The following is a 16,743-nucleotide window of genomic DNA, read 5'->3' as shown; positions in this document are numbered from 1 at the left end:
GACACATCCCCATCCCCCACGCCATGGAGACCTCCACGAACATGCAGGACAAGCCGGTCATCATCTTCGTCAGCGCCGTCTACCCCAGCCAGTACAGCCTGCTGTGCAGCCACCTTCGCGCCAGCGGCGCGGCCGACAGCTGGTTCATGACCATGCCCGGCCATGCCGAGAACTACGCCAGCCAGTGCGACCACCTGCTGTCGTTCCGGCCCGATGGCGACATCGTCGGCCCGCAAAGCTACTACTACTCCAGCAAGGTGGAGCGCTCGGCACGCATAGGCCGCGGCCTGCTGCAGGGCCTGCAGGCCTTCGAGAAGGAAAAGGGCAAGCGCATCGACGTGGTGGTCGCCCACTCGCTGTGGGCCGCGCCCAACCTGCTGTACGGCGAGATCGATGCCGCCATCGTCAGCTACATCGAGTTCCCCAGCTACCGCGTGCACGGCAACGAGCCCGACTACCCGCCCGACCTGTCCCAGCGCCTGGCCGACCGCAACATGGAAATGCTGCACTACCACCAGGTGCTGTGCAGCGACCTGACCATCACGCCCAGCGCCCATGCGCGCTCGCTGTTCCCGCCGCTGCTGCAGGAGCGCGTGGCCGTGCAGTTCGAGGGCTTCGACATCCAGGCGCCCGACGAACAGGCCGAGCCGCCGCCGCGCCAGGACACGCGCTTCACCGTGGCCTTCTCATCGCGCGACCTGTCCAGCTCCAAGGGCTTCGAGACCTTCATGCGCCTGGTCGACCGACTGGTGCGCGAGGGCGACGGCCAGCAGATGCGCTTCATCGCCCTGGGCGACCCCACGGCCGTGACCTACGGTTACGAACAGCAGTGGGTGGAGCGCCGCTACCAGGGCAAGGTGGCCAGTTTCCGCGACCATCTTCTGCAGATCCACCCGGCCGCCCAGGTGGTGGAGTTCCCGGGCAAGCTGCCCTATGACGAGTTCGCGCGCACGCTGGCCTCGGTGGACCTGTTCCTCTATCCGCTGCGCTACGGCGTGGCCAACTGGGGCCTGATGGAGATCCTGGCGCGCGGCGGCTGCGTGATCGGATCGAACTGGGGCTTTGTGCCGGAGCTGGTGCAAAACGATGTCAACGGCCTGCTGCTGCCCGACAGCGACGACGCCTGGATCGGCGCCATCCGCCAGCTGCGCGACGACCCGGCCCGGCGCCAGCGCTACGGCCGGGCCGCGCGCGAAACGGGCAAGCGCTTTCACATCTCCAACGTGGCCCCGCGCTTCATGGACCTGTTCCGCCTGGCCATGGCGCGGCGCAGGGCCGCCCCGCTGATGCTGGAGTGAGATGCCGGACGGGCCCGGGCCAGGCACGGGCCAGGCACGGGCCAGGGGCGACCCAGGCGCGGCCCAGGGCCGGATAGGTCCAGGCCTCAGGCCCGCGCCCGCAGGAAAAATCCCGTACCCATGCCGGCCTCGGCGGCCGACACCTCGGCTCCACCAGACACGGTGGAGGCCGCCACAAGGGCAGACATGCGCTCCATGCCGCTCCAGCTCAGGGCCATGTCCAGCTCGTCGCCGTCCTGCACCTCGGTCGCCTCCAGCACCTCCAGCACGTCTTCCACGCGCACCACCTGGTCCAGCAGGCCATGCAGCGAGGGCCGGGCGATGAAGAAGCCCTGCGCGCCATGGGCGCCCGCCAGCGCCACGGCCTCCAGGCCCTGGGCGGACTCGATGCCTTCCACGATCACGCAGGCGCCCCGGTCGGCGCACAGGCTGACCAGGCCCTGCATCATCCGGGCCGAAGGCCGGGCCTGCAGGCTCTGGTCCAGCACGGACTTGTCGATCTTGACGATGTTGGCGCGCAGCTTACCCAGAATGTCCAGGCCGCCGCGCCGGGGCACGATGTCGTCCAGCGCCACGCGCACGCCCAGGATCTGCAGGTGCCGCACCAAGCCCAGAGCGGCCTTCTCGCAGGGGAAGGCGCCGGTCTCGGTGATCTCCAGCACCAGGCGCTGGGCGATCTCGGGCCGGTCCTCCAGGTAGTCGAACACGCCGTCCCACCAGGCGTCGTCGCAGAACGAGGCGGCCGACAGATTGCAGCCCAGGCTGTGGCCGGTCTTCATCTCCAGCGCACCTATCACCGACCACAGCACGCTGCGGTCCAGCCGCGCGGCCAGGCCCAGGCGCTCCAGCGCCTCGATGGCATGGGGCACGGCATAGTTGTCGTAGGCAGAGAACACGCTGCGGCGCAGCAGGCACTCGTGGTAGAGCGTGCGGCCCGCGCCGGCCCCACTGCCCCCGCCTGCCATGCCTGCGGGCTCCAGCAGCGTCACGGGCTGGAATGCCAGCGCCAGGTGGCCCAGCCGCAGATCGTCCAGCAGGCGGCCCGCCAACTGCATGTCGGCCTGGTAGGCCTTGATCAGCCTGGGGTGCATCCTGCGCACCGCCATGTCCTGGACACCCGCCGTGGCGTGGCCCTTGCCGCGTATCTCGTGCAGGCCCGTCAGGGAGACGCAGCCCAGCGCCTGCACCTCGGCGCGCAGATAGGCCTGGCGCGCGCCGTCCACCACCGGGTCGCGCACCAGGGCGGACTCCAGCGCATGCATCCAGCCATGCCGGGCCTGATTGCCGGGCAGCACCGTGTCGGCCATCGTGCGGGGATCGAACCCCCGAACCAGCACCGTGTCGCCCGCACGCTCCAACGATTCGGCATCGATGCCCAGACCCGTGAGCCGGTCCACGCAGGCCCGCATGGCCTCCTCGCAGAAGCCGTTGCCGTAGACGCTGCGCCAGGTCTGCAGGGGCGACAGCCAGATGGCCAGGTCCACGGGGGTGTCGCCGGGCGGAGCTTCGATGATGTCGTCGTGCATGGTGTGCTCCTTCATTCAACGGCCTGCAATGGGTTGTGAATAGCAGTGAAATCCGATCGCCCTGCGCCCCCGGCCGGACGGCCCGCCGCCGAGCACGCCGGCATCCACGGCCGACAGCGCCAGGTCCACATGACCGGCCACCAGGTCAAAGACCACCGAGCAGGCATCCGCCTTGCGGCTGAAATACGCCAGCGTGGCGTCCGTGCCACCTGCGAAGCTGCCCAGCAGCGCCTGCCCGTCCTGTTCCTGGAACACGGCCTGCGCGCCGCCCTGCTGGGGCACGATGACGCGGTCGCCCTGCTGCAGCACGGCGCCGGCCTGGGCCGCGATCACGTCATTGCGCCGCACGATGCGCACGCCCTCGCTCACGCGCGTCAGCATTGCCACCGGCGCCATCTGTGCATGCGCGCCTCCATCACCGGCCTCGCGCGCAGAGGCAAAGCCAGAAGCGCGCGGCACCGCCGCAGACGCAAACGAGGCGGGCACGTTCAACGGCTTGCTGCGCGCCCTGTCCGGGTGGGCGCGCAGTCGCGGCAGGGGCACGCCTGCAAACGACAACGAGACAGCGGCCATGGTTTCTCCTCCGAAAGACAGCGATCGATGGGGCGGGTGGCGCAGCGCCCGGTTTTCCAGACACTGCGACAAGCTTTTTGCATCCTGTTGCAACAAGCGTGCCATGGGCCTGGACGTCTTCAACCAACGCAAAGCCATCTGTAACCTATTGATTTATTTGAACACCCACGCACAGCCGTCGCCATGTCACCGCGCGGCGTTACGGGCGATGTCACGTAACGCCGGCGCGCCAAGGCGTTACTTTCGCAGGGGCCGCGCAGGGCGGCGCGGCCCTGGCTGCCAGGCGCGGACCCCCTTTCGGTGTATGTTCCAGCGCATCACTTTCAGGAGCCGGCCCTGTCCCCGCAAAAGTCCATCCAACGGGATCTGGTGATCCTCTGGCTCACCATCTCGGCCGTCGCCCTGGTGCTGGCGTGGTTGCTGCTGCTGCTGAGCCGGCAGGGCACCGACCAGCAGGTTGCCCGCGCCCGCGACGCCGCAGGCGTCAGCTGCAGCGCACTGCAGGCCGGGGCCGCGCGCATGGGGCTGGCGGGGCTGATGGCGGACACGCCCAGCGCACAGGCCCGGTCCGCCGCGCAGGCCGTGCTGGACCTGGCGCTGCGCGAGCGCCCCGGCATGGAAGGCGGCTTCTGGCGCGAGGGCCCCGGCGTGGTGGCCTATGCCTTTCCCACCTATGACGGCTCGGGCATCAAGCGTGATGCGCCCAGTGCGGAGATGGAGCGCATCGCCTCCACCGCCCAGCGCGCGCGGGACAGCGCGGGGCTGGTGACCGACCTGCGCCCCGGCCTGCGCGAGGCGGTGGTCTTTGCCGCCTGCCCGGCCCAGGCGGACGCACCCGGGCTGGTGGCCTGGACACTGATGCGCGTTCCCCTGATCAGCGCCGACGTGGTCAACCCCCTCATCCTTGCCGTCAGCCTGCTGCTGGGCATGGTCCTGGTCTCGGGCCTGTGGCTGGGCAGAATGCTCCGGCGCTGGCAGCGGCAGTCGGCACAGATGGAGCAGCAACTGCTCGGCGCCGAGCGGCTGGCCACCCTGGGCCGGCTGTCCGCAGGCCTGGCACACGAGATCCGCAACCCGCTGGGCACCATGCGCATGAAGGCCGAGACCGCGCTGGCAGCGCCCGCGCCACTGCGTGAAGCGCGCAGCCAGGGCGCGCTGGAGGCCGTACTGGCCCAGACCGCGCGCCTGGAAGACCTGGTATCGAGCCTGCTGGCCTTGACCCAGCCCTTCCGGGTGCAACCGGAGCCGGTGGACCTACAGCAGCTGCTGGACGAAAGGCTGCAGGCACATGCCGAGCTGGCCCAGGCCAGGGGCGTGCAACTGGCAACGGCGGTTTCCGCCGGCCTTGCCCGGGACCTGCAGGATGGGCGCCGCCCGCTGCTGGACCCCGTGCAGATGGCCAGGGCGCTGGACAATCTGCTGCTCAACGCACTGGCGCACACGGCGGCCGGCGGCCGGGTGGAACTGGGCGCGGACCGCAGCGGCACCACCGTTTCCCACCGCAACAGCCCGCTGCAACTGTGGGTGGCCGATGACGGCACGGGCGTTGCGCCCGAGCTGCGCGACACGCTGTTCGAGCCCTTCACCACCGCGCGCCCGGGCGGCACCGGGCTGGGATTGGCGCTGGTGCGCGAAATCGTGCTGGCCCATGGCGGCCGCATCGCGCTGGGCAAGACAACACAAGGCACCCGCATAGAAATGGAATTTCCATGGCCCGCATCCTGATCGTGGACGATGACACGGCCTTCCGCGAAAGCCTGGCCGAGATGCTGGGCGACCTGGGCCACGCGGTCAGCGCGGCGCCCACGGTGGCGGCGGGGCTGCAGGTGCTGCAGGCCGGTTCGGTGGATGTGGCCATCGTCGATCTGCGCATGCCCGGCGAGGACGGGCTGGCCTTCCTGCGCAAGGCACGCGGCCTCTCGCGGGCGCCCTGCATCATGCTCACGGCCTATGCCAGCGGCAGCAACACCATCGAGGCCATGCGCCTGGGCGCCTTCGATCACTTGACCAAGCCCATTGCCAGAACCTCGCTGGTCGAGGTGCTGGAGCGCGCCTTGCTCAGTGCCGGCCAGGCCGGCAGCCCTGAGAACGCCGCACAGAATCCGGCGCAGAACCCGGAGCAGGAAGGCGATGAAGCCGAGCTGGTCAGCGGCAGCGAGGCCATGCGGCAGGTCTTCAAGCGCATCGGCCTGGCGGCGGACAGCGACGCCACCGTGCTGGTGCTGGGCGAGACCGGCACGGGCAAGGAACTGGTGGCACGGGCGCTGCACCGCAACAGCGCCCGGGCGGAGCGCCCCTTCGTGGCCGTTAACTGCGCGGCCATTCCCGCCGACCTGATGGAAAGCGAACTCTTCGGCCATGTGAAGGGCGCCTTCACGGGCGCCGTCAGCGACCGCGCCGGGCGCTTTCGCGAGGCGCAGGGCGGCACGCTGTTCCTCGATGAAGTGGGCGACATGCCGCTGCCCACGCAGGCCAAGATCCTCAGGGCGCTGCAGGAGCGCGAGATCACGCCCGTGGGCGCCAGCCGGGCGCTGCCCGTGAACGTGCGCATCATCGCGGCCACGCACCGCGACCTGCCCGCCGCCGTCAAGGAGGGTCGCTTTCGCGAGGATCTCTGGTACCGGCTCCAGGTCGTGCCCGTGCACCTGCCGCCGCTGCGCGAGCGCCTGGGCGACGTGCTGCTGCTGGCCGAGCATTTCCTGCGCCAAGGCGGCGGCGCCTCGCCCAAGCGCCTGGGAGCCGACGCCGCGCGGCTACTGCTGGCGCACGACTGGCCCGGCAATGTGCGCGAGCTGCGCAACGCCATGGAGCGCGCGGCCCTGCTGTGCCCCGGGCCGGTCATCGGGGCCGAGCACATCGGCCTGCAGCCTGCCGCGGCGCACGGGCCCGCCATCGACTGGAACGGCCCGCTGGCCGCCGCCGTCGCCCAGCTGGAGCGCGAAATGGTCACGCGTGCCCTGGCCGCCGCCACGGGCAACCGTGCCGAGGCCGCGCGCCGCCTGGGACTGTCGCGCCAGCAGCTGTACCGCAAGCTGGCGGAGTTCGGGCTGGGCTGAGGCAGCAATGGGCGCATGGGCGCATGGACGCACGGACGGCGCCGCATGTGTCCGATACGGTGACAACTGCTGTCTCCGCATCGGACACCGGGCCCGCAGCATCCGCTGCAAGCCCTTGATTTCATGAGGATTCCTGATGGCATGGCACTTGCATTGACGGATGCGTGTCCATCGCCAACCAAGGAGCCCTCATGTCCCGATTTGTTCTTTCCTCCGCCGTTCTGTGGCTGGGTTCCAGCGCATTGAATGCGCATGCCGTGCCGCCCGGCGGCTTCGCCCCTTCAGGCCCTTCAGCCCCTGCAGGGCCTGGCGCGCCGCACGCACAGGCCGTGCTTGAAAGCGCCGTCGCCCGGCTGCTGACCAATCCGTATGGAGAGGTGGACGGCCTGCGCCTGACCGACGGCACGGTGGTCCGGTTCCCGCCGCATATGTCCGACGCGCTCACGGCAGCCGTGAAGGTGGGCGACACGGTGCGCATCATCGGCCGCAGCGAAGCCGGTGGTGCGGTCAAGGCAGATGCCATCGTGAACTCGGCCAGCGGCCAAACCGTGTACGACCAGCCGCCCGCCCGCGACGGCGCGCGCCCCATGCCGCCGCACCTGCGCATGGCCGGCCTGCAGACGCAGCAGGCCCAGGGCCGCATTGACGTCGTACTCACCGGCCCGCGCGGCGATGCCAACGGCGTCATCCTGTCCGACGGCGCCATCGTGCGCTTTGCCCCCCATGCGCTGCAGCAGCCGCTGCAGCCGGGGCAGCTGTTTGCCGCCTCGGGCCTGGGCACGCGCAACGCGCACGGCACCTCGCTGGAGGCCACCAGCATGGGTGCCAGCCTGTCGGACCTGCAGCCGCTGTACGACCGCGCGCGCTGACGCCACCGCCCGGCCCCAGGGGCCGGGCGGGCTCCTGCCCCCATCCTGCTTTTCTGCTTTTCTGCTTTTCTGCTTTCCGGCTTTCCTGCTTGCCCGCTTTCACCGAACCCCACCATGTCCCCCAAGATCGCCCCCGTCCTGCTGCTGCTGATCTCCAACGTCTTCATGACCTTCGCCTGGTACGGGCACCTGAAGTTCGAGAACCGGCCGCTGTACCTCGTCATCCTGGTGAGCTGGCTGATCGCGCTGGCCGAGTACTGCTTTGCCGTGCCCGCCAACCGGCTCGGTCATGAGGTCTACAGCGCGGCCGAGCTCAAGACCATCCAGGAGGTGATCACGCTGGTGGTGTTCGCCGTCTTCTCCGTGCTCTACCTGGGCGAGAAGCTCACCCTCAACCACCTGGTGGGCTTCGGCTTCATCTGCCTGGGCGCCTTCTTCGTGTTCAAGGGCCCCCTGCGCTGAAGGAAGCCGCCATGCACCGCACACACCACCATGCGCGGCGCTGGCTGCCGGGGCTCAACTTCTTCCTGGCCGATGTGCGCGACGGCCTGGGACCGTTCCTGGGCGTGTTCCTGCTCGCCCAGGGCTGGCGGCTGGACGACATCGGCTACGTCATGGCCCTGGGCGGCATCGCGGGCATGCTGGCCACCACGCCGCTGGGCGCGCTGGTCGATGCCTCGCGCCGCAAGCGCAGGCTGCTGGCTGCGGCCATCGCCCTGCTGCTGGCGGGCAACCTGGCCATCTGGATCGCACCATCGCTGGCCGTGACGGCGGCATCGCAGGTCATCACCGGCGTGGTCGCGGCCTTGATCGCACCCTGCCTGCTGGGCATCACGCTGCAGATCACCGGCCATGCGGACCTGCCCCGGCAACTGGGCATCAACGAAGCCTGGAACCACGCCGGCAACGTGGCCACGGCCGCGCTGGCGGGGGCCATGGGCCTGCGCTGGGGACTGCCTTCCGTCTTCGTGCTCATGGCCCTGATGGGCTGCGCCTCGCTGGCCTGCCTGGCGCTGATGCGGCTGGATGAAACTCCGCAAGGCATGCCGCCCCCAGAGCAGGCCGGGCCTTGCGCACCCGGCCTGCTGCACGTGCTCACGGGCACGCCGGCGCTGCGGGTGCTGGCCGTGGCCATGCTGCTGTTTCACCTGGGCAATGCCGCCATGCTGCCCCTGCTGGGCCAGGCCGCCGTGGCGCGCGGCCATGCCAATCCCAGCGGCTTCACGGCGCTGACCATCATCGTGGCGCAACTGGTCATGATCCCCATGGCCCTGCTCGCCGGGCGCCACGCCCAGCGCAGTGGCTACTGGCTGCTGGTCAAGGCGGCCCTGCTGTCGCTGCCGCTGCGCGGCCTGGTCGCCGCCACCTGGGACTCGGACTGGGCGCTGATCCCCGTGCAGGTGCTCGACGGCGTGGGCGCGGGGCTGCTGGGCGTTGCCCTGCCGGGCCTGGTCGCGCAGACGCTGCGCGGCACCGGCCACGTCAACGCGGGCCTGGGCGCCGTGATGACGCTGCAGGGGCTGGGCGCGGCCGCCAGCCCGGCACTGGCGGGCTGGATTGCGCAGCGCTTCGGCTTTGATGCGGCCTTTCTTTCGCTGGGCGGCATCGCGGTGCTGGCCCTGGCGCTGTGCTGGTTCGGCGCGCCTGCCGAACCAAGGGCTGCACACCTCCGGCCAAAGACCTGAAATCAGGCCATGCGCGGCCAGCTTTCAGGGCATCTGGAAACATTTGGGGGCCTGGAAACATAGGAGAATTCCTAGGACCCGAATCAGAACCCGCGCCATCGCGGACTTGCCTCCCAGCGGCCAGCGCCTGCCGCCCCCGAATGACTGTCAAGAACAAGAAGCCTTCCGCGCGCAAGCGCAGTTCCTCCCCCGCCTCCAAGAAGAAAGCCTCCAGCCGCAGCGGCCTGTGGCGCTCCATGTTCGCCGCCCTTGTGGCGGCAGCGGGCACCTTCCAGATCGCCAGTTGCAGCCTGGACCCGAACTGGCACCCCAAGCTGCCGGAGCCGCCCTTCCTGTCCACCCTGCCCATCCCCGGGCTGGAGCATCTGCGCAAGCAGCCGGAGACAGGTTCGGGCACGGCCTCCGGTGGCGGCAGCCCGCCTGCCGGCAGCATGGCCACGGGCTTTTCGCACTGCCGCGATTTCTTCCCCGGCGGCGAGCCGCCAGCCCTGCAGATCCAGCCCCAGCAGCGCGAGCTGTGCTTCAGCGCCTTTGCCGTGCTGCACAGCGGCCAGACCAAGACGCCCGTCTTCGTGGTGGAGCGCCTGAACCGCAAACTGCTGGACCAGGGCCAGGGCCTCAAGCGCAGCGACAAGTTCTATGCCGATGCCCGCCTGCCCCGCGCTGAGCGCGCCGAACTGGACGACTACCGCCGCTCCGGCTACTCGCGCGGACACATGGCGCCGGCCGGCGACATGTACTCCCCCGAAGCCATGGCCCAGAGCTTCAGCCTGGCCAACATGGTTCCGCAGGACCAGACCCACAACGGCGGCGTCTGGAGCAAGGTCGAGCAGGACACGCGCCGCTACGCCCAGCGCGCCCAGGGCGATGTCTATGTGTTCACCGGGCCGGTGTTCGACGGCCAGCCGCTCACCATCGGGCCGGGCAAGGTCCATGTGCCCAGCCACATTTTCAAGCTGGTCTACGACGCGAGCACGGGGCGTGCCTGGGCGCACTGGCAGGCCAATAGCCCGGATACGCGGATGAGTGCGCCGATCAGTTATGAGGAGTTCACTCGGAGGACGGGGATGCCGTTGTTGGCGGGGGTGATGAGGGGGCGGGGTTAGCGTTTCGCGCTGGTTGCTGGCGTAGGGTGGGGTCCTGTTTTTGACCCTGCCGGGGGGTTGTTTTTCGAGGCCGGGTCTCGGCCCGGCGGCCGACCTACTTTCCTTTGTTTCGCCAAAGGAAAGTAGGCAAAGCAAAGGCGACCCGAATGTCCGCGACCCTCCGCTTCGCTGCGGGCAACCTGCGTCGTGGCGGTTGCGGGGTTCGCCGTGAAACTCTCTTCGCGCTGCGCGCTACGTTCAGACATCACGGCGAGTCAGATCACGAAGCAAGCCTGTCCTTCGGCAGGCTTGCAACCCCGCAACCGCCACGACGCAGGCGCTGACATACGGGGGTGGGGAGAAGGGGGCGCGCTACGCGCTGCGCGCTGCTGGCGCTGGCGCTGCGGCTCAGGGGGTTACTGTGCGCCGGTCCAGAACCTTGTCTATCAGGCCCCATTCGCGGGCCTCTTCTGCGGTCATGAAGCGGTCGCGGTCCAGGTCGCGTTCTACCTCTTCGTAGCTGCGGCCGCAGTGCTGGGCGTACAGGCGTGTCACGCGGTCCTTGGTGCGCAGCATTTCCTCGGCATGGATGCGGATGTCGGAGGCCTGGCCCTGCACGCCGCCCAGCGGCTGGTGCACGTGCAGGCTGGCGTTGGGCAGGGCCATGCGGTGGCCGGGCTCGCCGGCCATGAGCAGGAAGGAGCCCATGGAGCGCGCCGTGCCCATGCACAGCGTGTGCACGGGTGACTTGATGAACTGCATGGTGTCGTACATGGCCAGGCCGCTGGTGATCACCCCGCCCGGCGAGTTGATGTAGAGGTGAATGGGCTTGTCCGGGTTCTCCGCCTCCAGGAACAGCAGTTGCGCGCAGACCAGGGCAGAGACCGCATCGTTGACCTCGCCGTTGAGAAAGATCACGCGGTCGCGCAGCAGGCGCGAGTAGATGTCGAAGGACCGCTCTCCGCGCGCCGACTGTTCGACAACCATGGGGACGAGCATCATCGATTCGCGCATGGGCGAACTCCTGTGTGTGGTGGTGAAAAAGAAAGGGCTGCGGCCCTGCGCCGCATGCCCCGTTGCCGGGGCCCTCAGGTCGCGTGTATCAGGTCACGTGCATCAGGTCGCGTACATCAGGAAGCCGCCGTCGTTGGCCGCTTCCCTGGCGGGCTGCAGCCGCGCATCGGTCAGCACATGGACGATGCGCAGCAGCGTGCCGCCATCGGCGCCGGGGCTGATCTGCAGGTCCACCGTGCTTTCCAGAAAGGGCGGCTCCGCCTCGCGCAGCCGCAGGCGCAGTTCCTGCTGCGGCACCTGCAGCAAAGGCTCGGCATGCTCGGTGCCCGGAAGCCACTGCGCGCGCAGCTCGGGAATGCTCAGCGCGCGCCAGACCTTCTCGGGCGGGGCGTCCAGCGCGTACTCCTGCACCAGCTCGCGGGCCGTATCGTCGGTGTCCATATTGCTCATCTTGTTCATTGGTCCATGTCCTTGAGCAGGCCCTTGAGTGCATCCACGCGCTGCGGCCAGTAGGCGCGGTACTTCGCCAGCCAGCCCGCAATCTGCGCCAGCCCTTCGGGATCGACCTCGTAATGCATGAAGCGCCCCTGCCGCTGCTCGCTCACCAGCCCCGCGTTGCGCAGCACCGCCAGATGCTGGGACATGGCCGACTGGCTGATGTCCATCCCCTCGCGCAGCGCGCTGGCATGCATGCTGCCAGCGGCCAGCTTCTCGAAGATGGAGCGGCGCGTAGGGTCGGCCAAGGCCTTGAAGATGTCGTTCTCGGGCATGGCGACACTTTAGCAACCACTTATTTCAAACGCAAGCCCCGCACGCCAATCCCGCCGCCACGCCCTCATCCGCAAACCGCTTGGCCGCCTTGAGCAGATAGCTCACGGCATAAAGAATGGGGTCGTCGGCCTCGTCGCCATTCAGATGGTCCACCACCTCGATGGCATAGCCCAGATTCACCGCCGTGTCGTGCAACAGGCCCAGCAATTCCGCGTCCTGCGGCTCCAGCGACTGCGCCTGATCGGCCTTCACGTAGTAGATGCGCAGCAGGTCCCGGCAGACGCAATTGATGGCAGTGATGTTGTGGCGAGCGTGCAGGTCCAGCACATCCAGCGCGGCGCCCATGTGCAGGACGGCGTCGATGGCGAGGTCGTCGAGCCGAGGCTTGGCAGAAGCAGCCGATGAAGGATCGGGATGATGAGGCATCCTGCGATGCTCGTTGAATCGGCGAGGGGCGTCTCTACGGAATTAGTAGAACGGAAGGCAAGCTGGGATGGTTGTCTTCGGCTTGGATACGAAGATGGCGGCCACCCGTGGAAATGTCTCACCGGATTGCGCAAATCCTCGGAGTGCCGACTGCCTACCTTTACTGCGAGGACGATGATCTTGCCGAAGTGATCCTGGCGTGGAGCAAGCTTGCTCGCGGTGGTCGGGCGCAGGCGAAAAAAGCTGTGTTGGGGTTGGTGGCTGGGCGGCAGGGGTGAACGCCTAGGCAGCCGCTATGACGGGATGTCGGCAGGATTGCGCGGCAAGAGATTGCTGGCTGCGTATCAATATCGTCAGAGAGGCAGCCTTCTCAGACGGCGGCAGACGGCCAGGAGCAGCCGGTGGCTTCGAGTAAAAGCAGACGTTCAATGTTCACAAGGAGCGGACCATTCAACACCAAGCGGAGGGCTGCTGTTGAACGTTCCGCTCGAGGGAGTTGTTAGATCGCTTCCCCGTAAGTTCAGATGCGATCAAAGCAATATCACGTCCGTTTCCGTTAGCCGGTAAAGCTGAACTTGGATCTCGCTACGCGCCAAAGCTGCTGCCAAGTCCTTAGCCAAGGTCTCATCAGCGGGCAACACGAGAGTGCGTGAACATTCAGCACTTTGGGCGTGAACGATTAGTTGGCCAATGCCTGTATAGATATCTCCTCGCGTTGCCGATGTCTTTACCTCGAAAGCCTCTACTAGGTCAGAGCCCTTCGCGACACCGAGGTCAAGTAGCGTGTTTTTTACTACGCGATGGCCAGCTTTCACGCCCCTTCGCTTGCGCCACTCCTGCAGCGCCTTGACGACTTCGCCGTGCCTAGAAACATAGTCAATGTCGCGTGCTGCGATTCGTCCTCTCTTCCGCCCAAAGAATTCATCGAAGTACTCCCGCAGCTTCCGCTCCTTCTCCCTAGCTTGTGTCGTCTGCGTGTCTCCGTTGCGGACCGCCGCCTTGAAGTCAATGATGGATTGGAGATATGCAATTGCTGGGCGGACAGCCCCTCGCCCCGAAACGGGCATCACAAGAATTCCTTCTTTATGTGATCCGTCGCTGGCGAGGACAGCTTGAAGCTGGAGATCTGCCCAGGCAACGAGCGCATCCTTCTTGACGCCTTCAGCGCCACCTCCGACACGCCCGGAATGGAAGAGATAAGTCCGGCCGCTCGTAGAGTCTCGAGCAAAGAAACCAGCAATGGAGTTATTGCGGCCCACGTAAGGCGTGTTTACCTCTACTGCAATCGCCACGCCGGCCCCATCTCCAATTCGCCCGAACCAATTCAACCTTCTGGGGTTCGCGACCTCGTCCTTGTGGTCGGAGGACCAAAACCAGTACGTTCCGTTTGTGCGTACACTTGCTTGCGGTTGTCGACCACCTTGCCAGCCGATATCCCGAACTGTCGTTGTCGGAAACTCGCGGCGAATTGTCGCTTCGAGCTCAGACTGTGCCTTACGAATCTCTGCGCGGTCTTCAATCAGTATGAACATTGAGTGGCCTAGTCGTGGGAGTTTGATACGGTCTAACGCTCGACATGAGAGTCGCTCGCCAGCAAGCCGGATAGCGTCCTCTCGACGGCAGGGTTAGGTAGCGTCCGCCTGCACAAGGGCCGCCTCCAGTTCAGGAAGAAGTGCGCTCAGAACGACCAGGCTTTCCTTCACGAGGATTCGATCCCTGTCGTTGCTGGGATCTTTCGACCCATGGAGCAAATTGCACCGGATTTGGTATAGAACGCCGACAACGCCAGCCAAACGGCCAACCGCTGTTTCGGCTTCGCTTCGATACATAGCAGCGCATCTCTGTGAGGCAGCTCTGAACTTTGGATCCCATCGGTTTAGAAGCAGATTGGCTGGTGGGACCGCGAGGATCTGATCTACTGATTGGGTGCTCTGACGCAGGACTCGAACTGCGGCTAGCTCGCTCATATTTCGCCGAATACAAGTCATTACTCTCGATCGTTCCCGAGCATCGGTCTCTCCGCCGTACAAGGCATTGAATGCCATCCAAAGTTCTGAGAATTCTCCCCACTCATGCGGGGCGCCCATTCTGATTCGGCGTGAGAGATCAGCGCGTAGTTGTGCAGATGTAGTCGCCATGAGCCACCTAACGCAATGTAGACCGCGCCAACCCGCAGGCCATATCTGGCACTTGCGGTCTAAATTGGCACGCAAAAAATGCCGCAAGGGGCTTGTAGCCTAGCCCTGCAGCAGGTGTACTGAATAAAAACACAGAGCCAAATCTAGCCATGAGATCCGCTACCTCTTCTCCTTTACGTGCCACATGGCTGTTGAATCAGATCCGCGGGCGACTTTGTAACAAGCACTATAGCTTACGCAAGGAGCAGGCCTATGTCCAATGGGTGCGCCTGTTTTTGAAATGGCACGGTTTGCGACATCGCGAGACATGGGGCGGTAGAAAATCGAGGTTATTCAAACCATGCTGACCTATAAGTGACGGCTTTCTAGTTTCTAGCTGGATAACGGCTCAGGGTCGCCAGCCGACTGCTGGCCGGCAGCTTTAGGCTGGTTGCGATCTGTTAGCAGATACCCAACGAGCTACATCGACAGAGCCTGAGCTGCCATAGCCTGCAAGCGCTATTCCTGCAGTAACAGGACCCCGCTATCGAGCAAGGCCGGATTGCATCGAGAGATCCGAAGGCTGAATTGACACGTGCCCTCAAGAATTCATCGGGCCACCACATCCAGGCGCGGCACCACCTCATCGTCATCATCGTCATCGCCGGGCAGCAGCTCAAAGGCCTTGAAGACCGCGCGCTCGACGCGCTTGGCCACGTCTTCGTCGCTGAAGACCCCGGGGTACGTCTTGCGCAGCCTGCTGCTGACCTTCATGTTGGTCACCAGAGATCGGATGATCGTCGCATAGTCCTCATCACGGCCCTCGATGATTTCCTTGAGGCTGTCGCGTGCGGCGTCGTAACGCAGGAGGTACACGGCCTCGTCCTTGAGCCCGTGCAGGATCGAGTGGCGGATGACGTCAACCAGGTACTCGGACTGGAGGGTGAGGTCGGCATAGCGCCAGGTGGCCAGGCCCCGACTCCAGTCGGCTACGTGCAGGTTGGACTCGACACCGTCTTCATGTTTCACGGTCGCGCCGAACGTGCACACCGGATTCATCGTGACCATCAGCGGCCGCGAAAGGTGCTCCAAGGCGGTGTCATAGGCGGCGCGCCGCATGGCGTTCTCGCTGATCACCGCCGAGACCGGCAGGATCACCGGCGCTGGCAGGAAGCCATCGCGCCGAAGGATGTCGTTGATCAGGAAGCGCGAGAGCCGGCCATTGCCGTCACTCAGCGGGTGGATGTAGACGAAGCCGAAGGACAGGGCCGCCGCTCGCAGCAGCGGGCTTTGCCCACGGGTACGCTGCTCGAACGCACGCAGCCCCTCCATCATCTCGGCCATCATTTCATGGTGCGGCGCCAGGTAGTCGATCACGGGCTCGAAGATCGAGTTGGTGTGCCCGACAAAAACCGGGGACCGGCGAATGCCTAGCTTGGCGCCCACCATCTTGTCGCTCATGACGGCCCGCTGAATCAGCAGCATCCCCTCTTCCGTGAGTGCGGACTCGATCTTGCCGCAGTGCGTGCTCATGGCGCGCGCCAGACGGCGGATGCGGTCATCTTCCTTGCCCTCGGACTCGATGGCAAAGCTGGCCTTGCTCTCCTTGATGGTCAACCAGTTGACAGCACGCTCTATCGTCTCGAGCCCGAACTGATCCACCATGCTGTCGATCTCCGCGCGCAGTGGCGCTGGATCAGTCGGGCCTCGCTCCCCAAGGTCGACCATTGGGCAAAAGGCGCGGGTGCCTGGCAGGTTGTTGTTGATGCGCCAACGGCGCACCTTGTCCGCCGCCGTGGCGGTGAGGTACTGGGACGGGGCGAGCAAATCGACATAGTTCCCGCCGGCGTCGCCCACCCCATCCAGGATGGCGCCAGTGAGCCACTCATAGAGGAAGCCGCAGCGGCGCGCGTATGCACCCGTGGGTTCTTCCAGCACCCATTTGGCGATGGGCTCAGGTCCGGTGACTTCGAAAAGGCGGGTGAGAAAGTCCAGCTCGACGCCCTCATGCTTGAGTGCAAACGTCAAGTGCGCGCTCAGCGTCGCATCCGGCTGGTAATGGGCTGGGTACGTCTTGACCGTGAAGCCGTTTGACACCGCTCTGGAGCGCGCCGAGCCTATGACGCTGCGGACCCGAAAGGGCTGCACCGGCGCCACGTCGTACTCCTGCGACAGCCAGTTATATCCGGCGTATCCATCTACATTTTGCATACGGCGCCCTTGAAACAGTTATCTGCGCCATTCTCTACAACAAAACACTTACGATCAACGGCACGCGTCAAGGCCCGCACCAGATCGACGAACATGGCAGTCGGCGCCGGAT

The 16,743-nt window shown here is 66.2% G+C and carries 15 protein-coding genes; 7 read left to right on the top strand and 8 right to left on the bottom strand.

Annotation, left to right across the window (positions count from 1 at the left end):
- Positions 1 to 23 precede the first annotated feature (23 nt).
- Positions 24 to 1,298: a glycosyltransferase gene (locus BO996_RS09660; protein WP_175403303.1), complete on the top strand. Its 1,275-nt coding sequence runs from the start codon at positions 24 to 26 to the stop codon at positions 1,296 to 1,298.
- Positions 1,299 to 1,384: 86 nt separating this feature from the next.
- Here the strand turns inward: BO996_RS09660 and BO996_RS09655 are convergent, their stop codons facing one another.
- Both BO996_RS09655 and BO996_RS09650 read right to left on the bottom strand, forming a co-directional pair.
- The gene (locus BO996_RS09655; protein ID WP_071957061.1) at positions 1,385 to 2,824 is read right to left on the bottom strand and encodes an EAL domain-containing protein; all 1,440 of its coding nucleotides are present in this window, start codon (positions 2,822 to 2,824) and stop codon (positions 1,385 to 1,387) included.
- A gap of 15 nt (positions 2,825 to 2,839) precedes the next feature.
- Complete coding sequence (locus BO996_RS09650; protein WP_043781120.1) at positions 2,840 to 3,397, bottom strand: hypothetical protein; 558 nt, start codon at positions 3,395 to 3,397, stop codon at positions 2,840 to 2,842.
- 300 nt (positions 3,398 to 3,697) lie between these two features.
- On the opposite strand from BO996_RS09650, the gene BO996_RS09645 reads away from it, so the two are divergent.
- The 6 genes from BO996_RS09645 (at position 3,698) to BO996_RS09620 (ending at position 10,113) form a co-directional block, all read left to right on the top strand.
- Complete coding sequence (locus tag BO996_RS09645) at positions 3,698 to 5,122, top strand: sensor histidine kinase (protein ID WP_198041277.1); 1,425 nt, start codon at positions 3,698 to 3,700, stop codon at positions 5,120 to 5,122.
- Complete coding sequence (locus BO996_RS09640) at positions 5,107 to 6,453, top strand: sigma-54-dependent transcriptional regulator (protein ID WP_034391028.1); 1,347 nt, start codon at positions 5,107 to 5,109, stop codon at positions 6,451 to 6,453. Before BO996_RS09645 ends, BO996_RS09640 begins: the two co-directional genes overlap by 16 nt.
- Before the next feature lie 191 nt (positions 6,454 to 6,644).
- The gene (locus BO996_RS09635) at positions 6,645 to 7,322 is read left to right on the top strand and encodes a hypothetical protein (RefSeq protein ID WP_071954611.1); all 678 of its coding nucleotides are present in this window, start codon (positions 6,645 to 6,647) and stop codon (positions 7,320 to 7,322) included.
- A gap of 114 nt (positions 7,323 to 7,436) precedes the next feature.
- Entirely contained in the window at positions 7,437 to 7,784 is a 348-nt protein-coding gene (locus BO996_RS09630; protein ID WP_012203978.1) for a DMT family protein, read from the top strand.
- A gap of 11 nt (positions 7,785 to 7,795) precedes the next feature.
- A complete protein-coding gene (locus BO996_RS09625) occupies positions 7,796 to 9,007 on the top strand; it encodes an MFS transporter (RefSeq protein WP_071954610.1) in 1,212 nt (403 codons plus the stop codon).
- A gap of 140 nt (positions 9,008 to 9,147) precedes the next feature.
- Positions 9,148 to 10,113: a DNA/RNA non-specific endonuclease gene (locus BO996_RS09620; RefSeq protein WP_071954609.1), complete on the top strand. Its 966-nt coding sequence runs from the start codon at positions 9,148 to 9,150 to the stop codon at positions 10,111 to 10,113.
- A gap of 387 nt (positions 10,114 to 10,500) precedes the next feature.
- On the opposite strand, the gene BO996_RS09615 is transcribed toward BO996_RS09620, so the two are convergent.
- The 6 genes from BO996_RS09615 to BO996_RS09590 all read right to left on the bottom strand — a co-directional run bounded on the left by BO996_RS09615 (position 10,501) and on the right by BO996_RS09590 (position 16,631).
- Entirely contained in the window at positions 10,501 to 11,106 is a 606-nt protein-coding gene (locus tag BO996_RS09615; RefSeq protein WP_013803771.1) for an ATP-dependent Clp protease proteolytic subunit, read from the bottom strand.
- Between the two features lie 102 nt (positions 11,107 to 11,208).
- The gene (locus BO996_RS09610; RefSeq protein WP_071954608.1) at positions 11,209 to 11,565 is read right to left on the bottom strand and encodes an SRPBCC family protein; all 357 of its coding nucleotides are present in this window, start codon (positions 11,563 to 11,565) and stop codon (positions 11,209 to 11,211) included.
- Positions 11,562 to 11,876, bottom strand: coding sequence for an ArsR/SmtB family transcription factor (locus tag BO996_RS09605; RefSeq protein WP_016454521.1), 315 nt, complete (start codon positions 11,874 to 11,876; stop codon positions 11,562 to 11,564). Before BO996_RS09605 ends, BO996_RS09610 begins: the two co-directional genes overlap by 4 nt.
- A 25-nt stretch (positions 11,877 to 11,901) precedes the next feature.
- Entirely contained in the window at positions 11,902 to 12,303 is a 402-nt protein-coding gene (locus BO996_RS09600; RefSeq protein ID WP_071954607.1) for a hypothetical protein, read from the bottom strand.
- Positions 12,304 to 12,833: 530 nt separating this feature from the next.
- Positions 12,834 to 13,835, bottom strand: coding sequence for a hypothetical protein (locus BO996_RS28935; RefSeq protein WP_071954606.1), 1,002 nt, complete (start codon positions 13,833 to 13,835; stop codon positions 12,834 to 12,836).
- A gap of 1,194 nt (positions 13,836 to 15,029) precedes the next feature.
- On the bottom strand, positions 15,030 to 16,631 hold the full coding sequence (locus BO996_RS09590) for a Fic family protein (protein ID WP_071954605.1): 1,602 nt from the start codon (positions 16,629 to 16,631) through the stop codon (positions 15,030 to 15,032).
- Between the last annotated feature and the right edge of the window lie 112 nt (positions 16,632 to 16,743).

Origin of the sequence: Delftia sp. HK171, assembly GCF_001886655.1 — a bacterium.
GTDB lineage: Bacteria > Pseudomonadota > Gammaproteobacteria > Burkholderiales > Burkholderiaceae_C > Comamonas > Comamonas acidovorans.
Note: the sequence above shows the minus strand (reverse complement) of the source record. Positions and strands in the feature narration are given on the sequence as shown.

Bases quoted from the DNA above. Each gene is read 5' to 3' on its own strand.
- BO996_RS09660 (WP_175403303.1), top strand. From the start codon at position 24: ATGGAGACCTCCACGAACATGCAGGACAAGCCGGTCATCATCTTCGTC.
- BO996_RS09655 (WP_071957061.1), bottom strand. From the start codon at position 2,824: ATGCACGACGACATCATCGAAGCTCCGCCCGGCGACACCCCCGTGGAC.
- BO996_RS09650 (WP_043781120.1), bottom strand. From the start codon at position 3,397: ATGGCCGCTGTCTCGTTGTCGTTTGCAGGCGTGCCCCTGCCGCGACTG.
- BO996_RS09640 (WP_034391028.1), top strand. From the start codon at position 5,107: ATGGCCCGCATCCTGATCGTGGACGATGACACGGCCTTCCGCGAAAGC.
- BO996_RS09635 (WP_071954611.1), top strand. From the start codon at position 6,645: ATGTCCCGATTTGTTCTTTCCTCCGCCGTTCTGTGGCTGGGTTCCAGC.
- BO996_RS09630 (WP_012203978.1), top strand. From the start codon at position 7,437: ATGTCCCCCAAGATCGCCCCCGTCCTGCTGCTGCTGATCTCCAACGTC.
- BO996_RS09625 (WP_071954610.1), top strand. From the start codon at position 7,796: ATGCACCGCACACACCACCATGCGCGGCGCTGGCTGCCGGGGCTCAAC.
- BO996_RS09620 (WP_071954609.1), top strand. From the start codon at position 9,148: ATGACTGTCAAGAACAAGAAGCCTTCCGCGCGCAAGCGCAGTTCCTCC.
- BO996_RS09615 (WP_013803771.1), bottom strand. From the start codon at position 11,106: ATGCGCGAATCGATGATGCTCGTCCCCATGGTTGTCGAACAGTCGGCG.
- BO996_RS09610 (WP_071954608.1), bottom strand. From the start codon at position 11,565: ATGAACAAGATGAGCAATATGGACACCGACGATACGGCCCGCGAGCTG.
- BO996_RS09605 (WP_016454521.1), bottom strand. From the start codon at position 11,876: ATGCCCGAGAACGACATCTTCAAGGCCTTGGCCGACCCTACGCGCCGC.
- BO996_RS09600 (WP_071954607.1), bottom strand. From the start codon at position 12,303: ATGCCTCATCATCCCGATCCTTCATCGGCTGCTTCTGCCAAGCCTCGG.
- BO996_RS28935 (WP_071954606.1), bottom strand. From the start codon at position 13,835: ATGTTCATACTGATTGAAGACCGCGCAGAGATTCGTAAGGCACAGTCT.
- BO996_RS09590 (WP_071954605.1), bottom strand. From the start codon at position 16,631: ATGCAAAATGTAGATGGATACGCCGGATATAACTGGCTGTCGCAGGAG.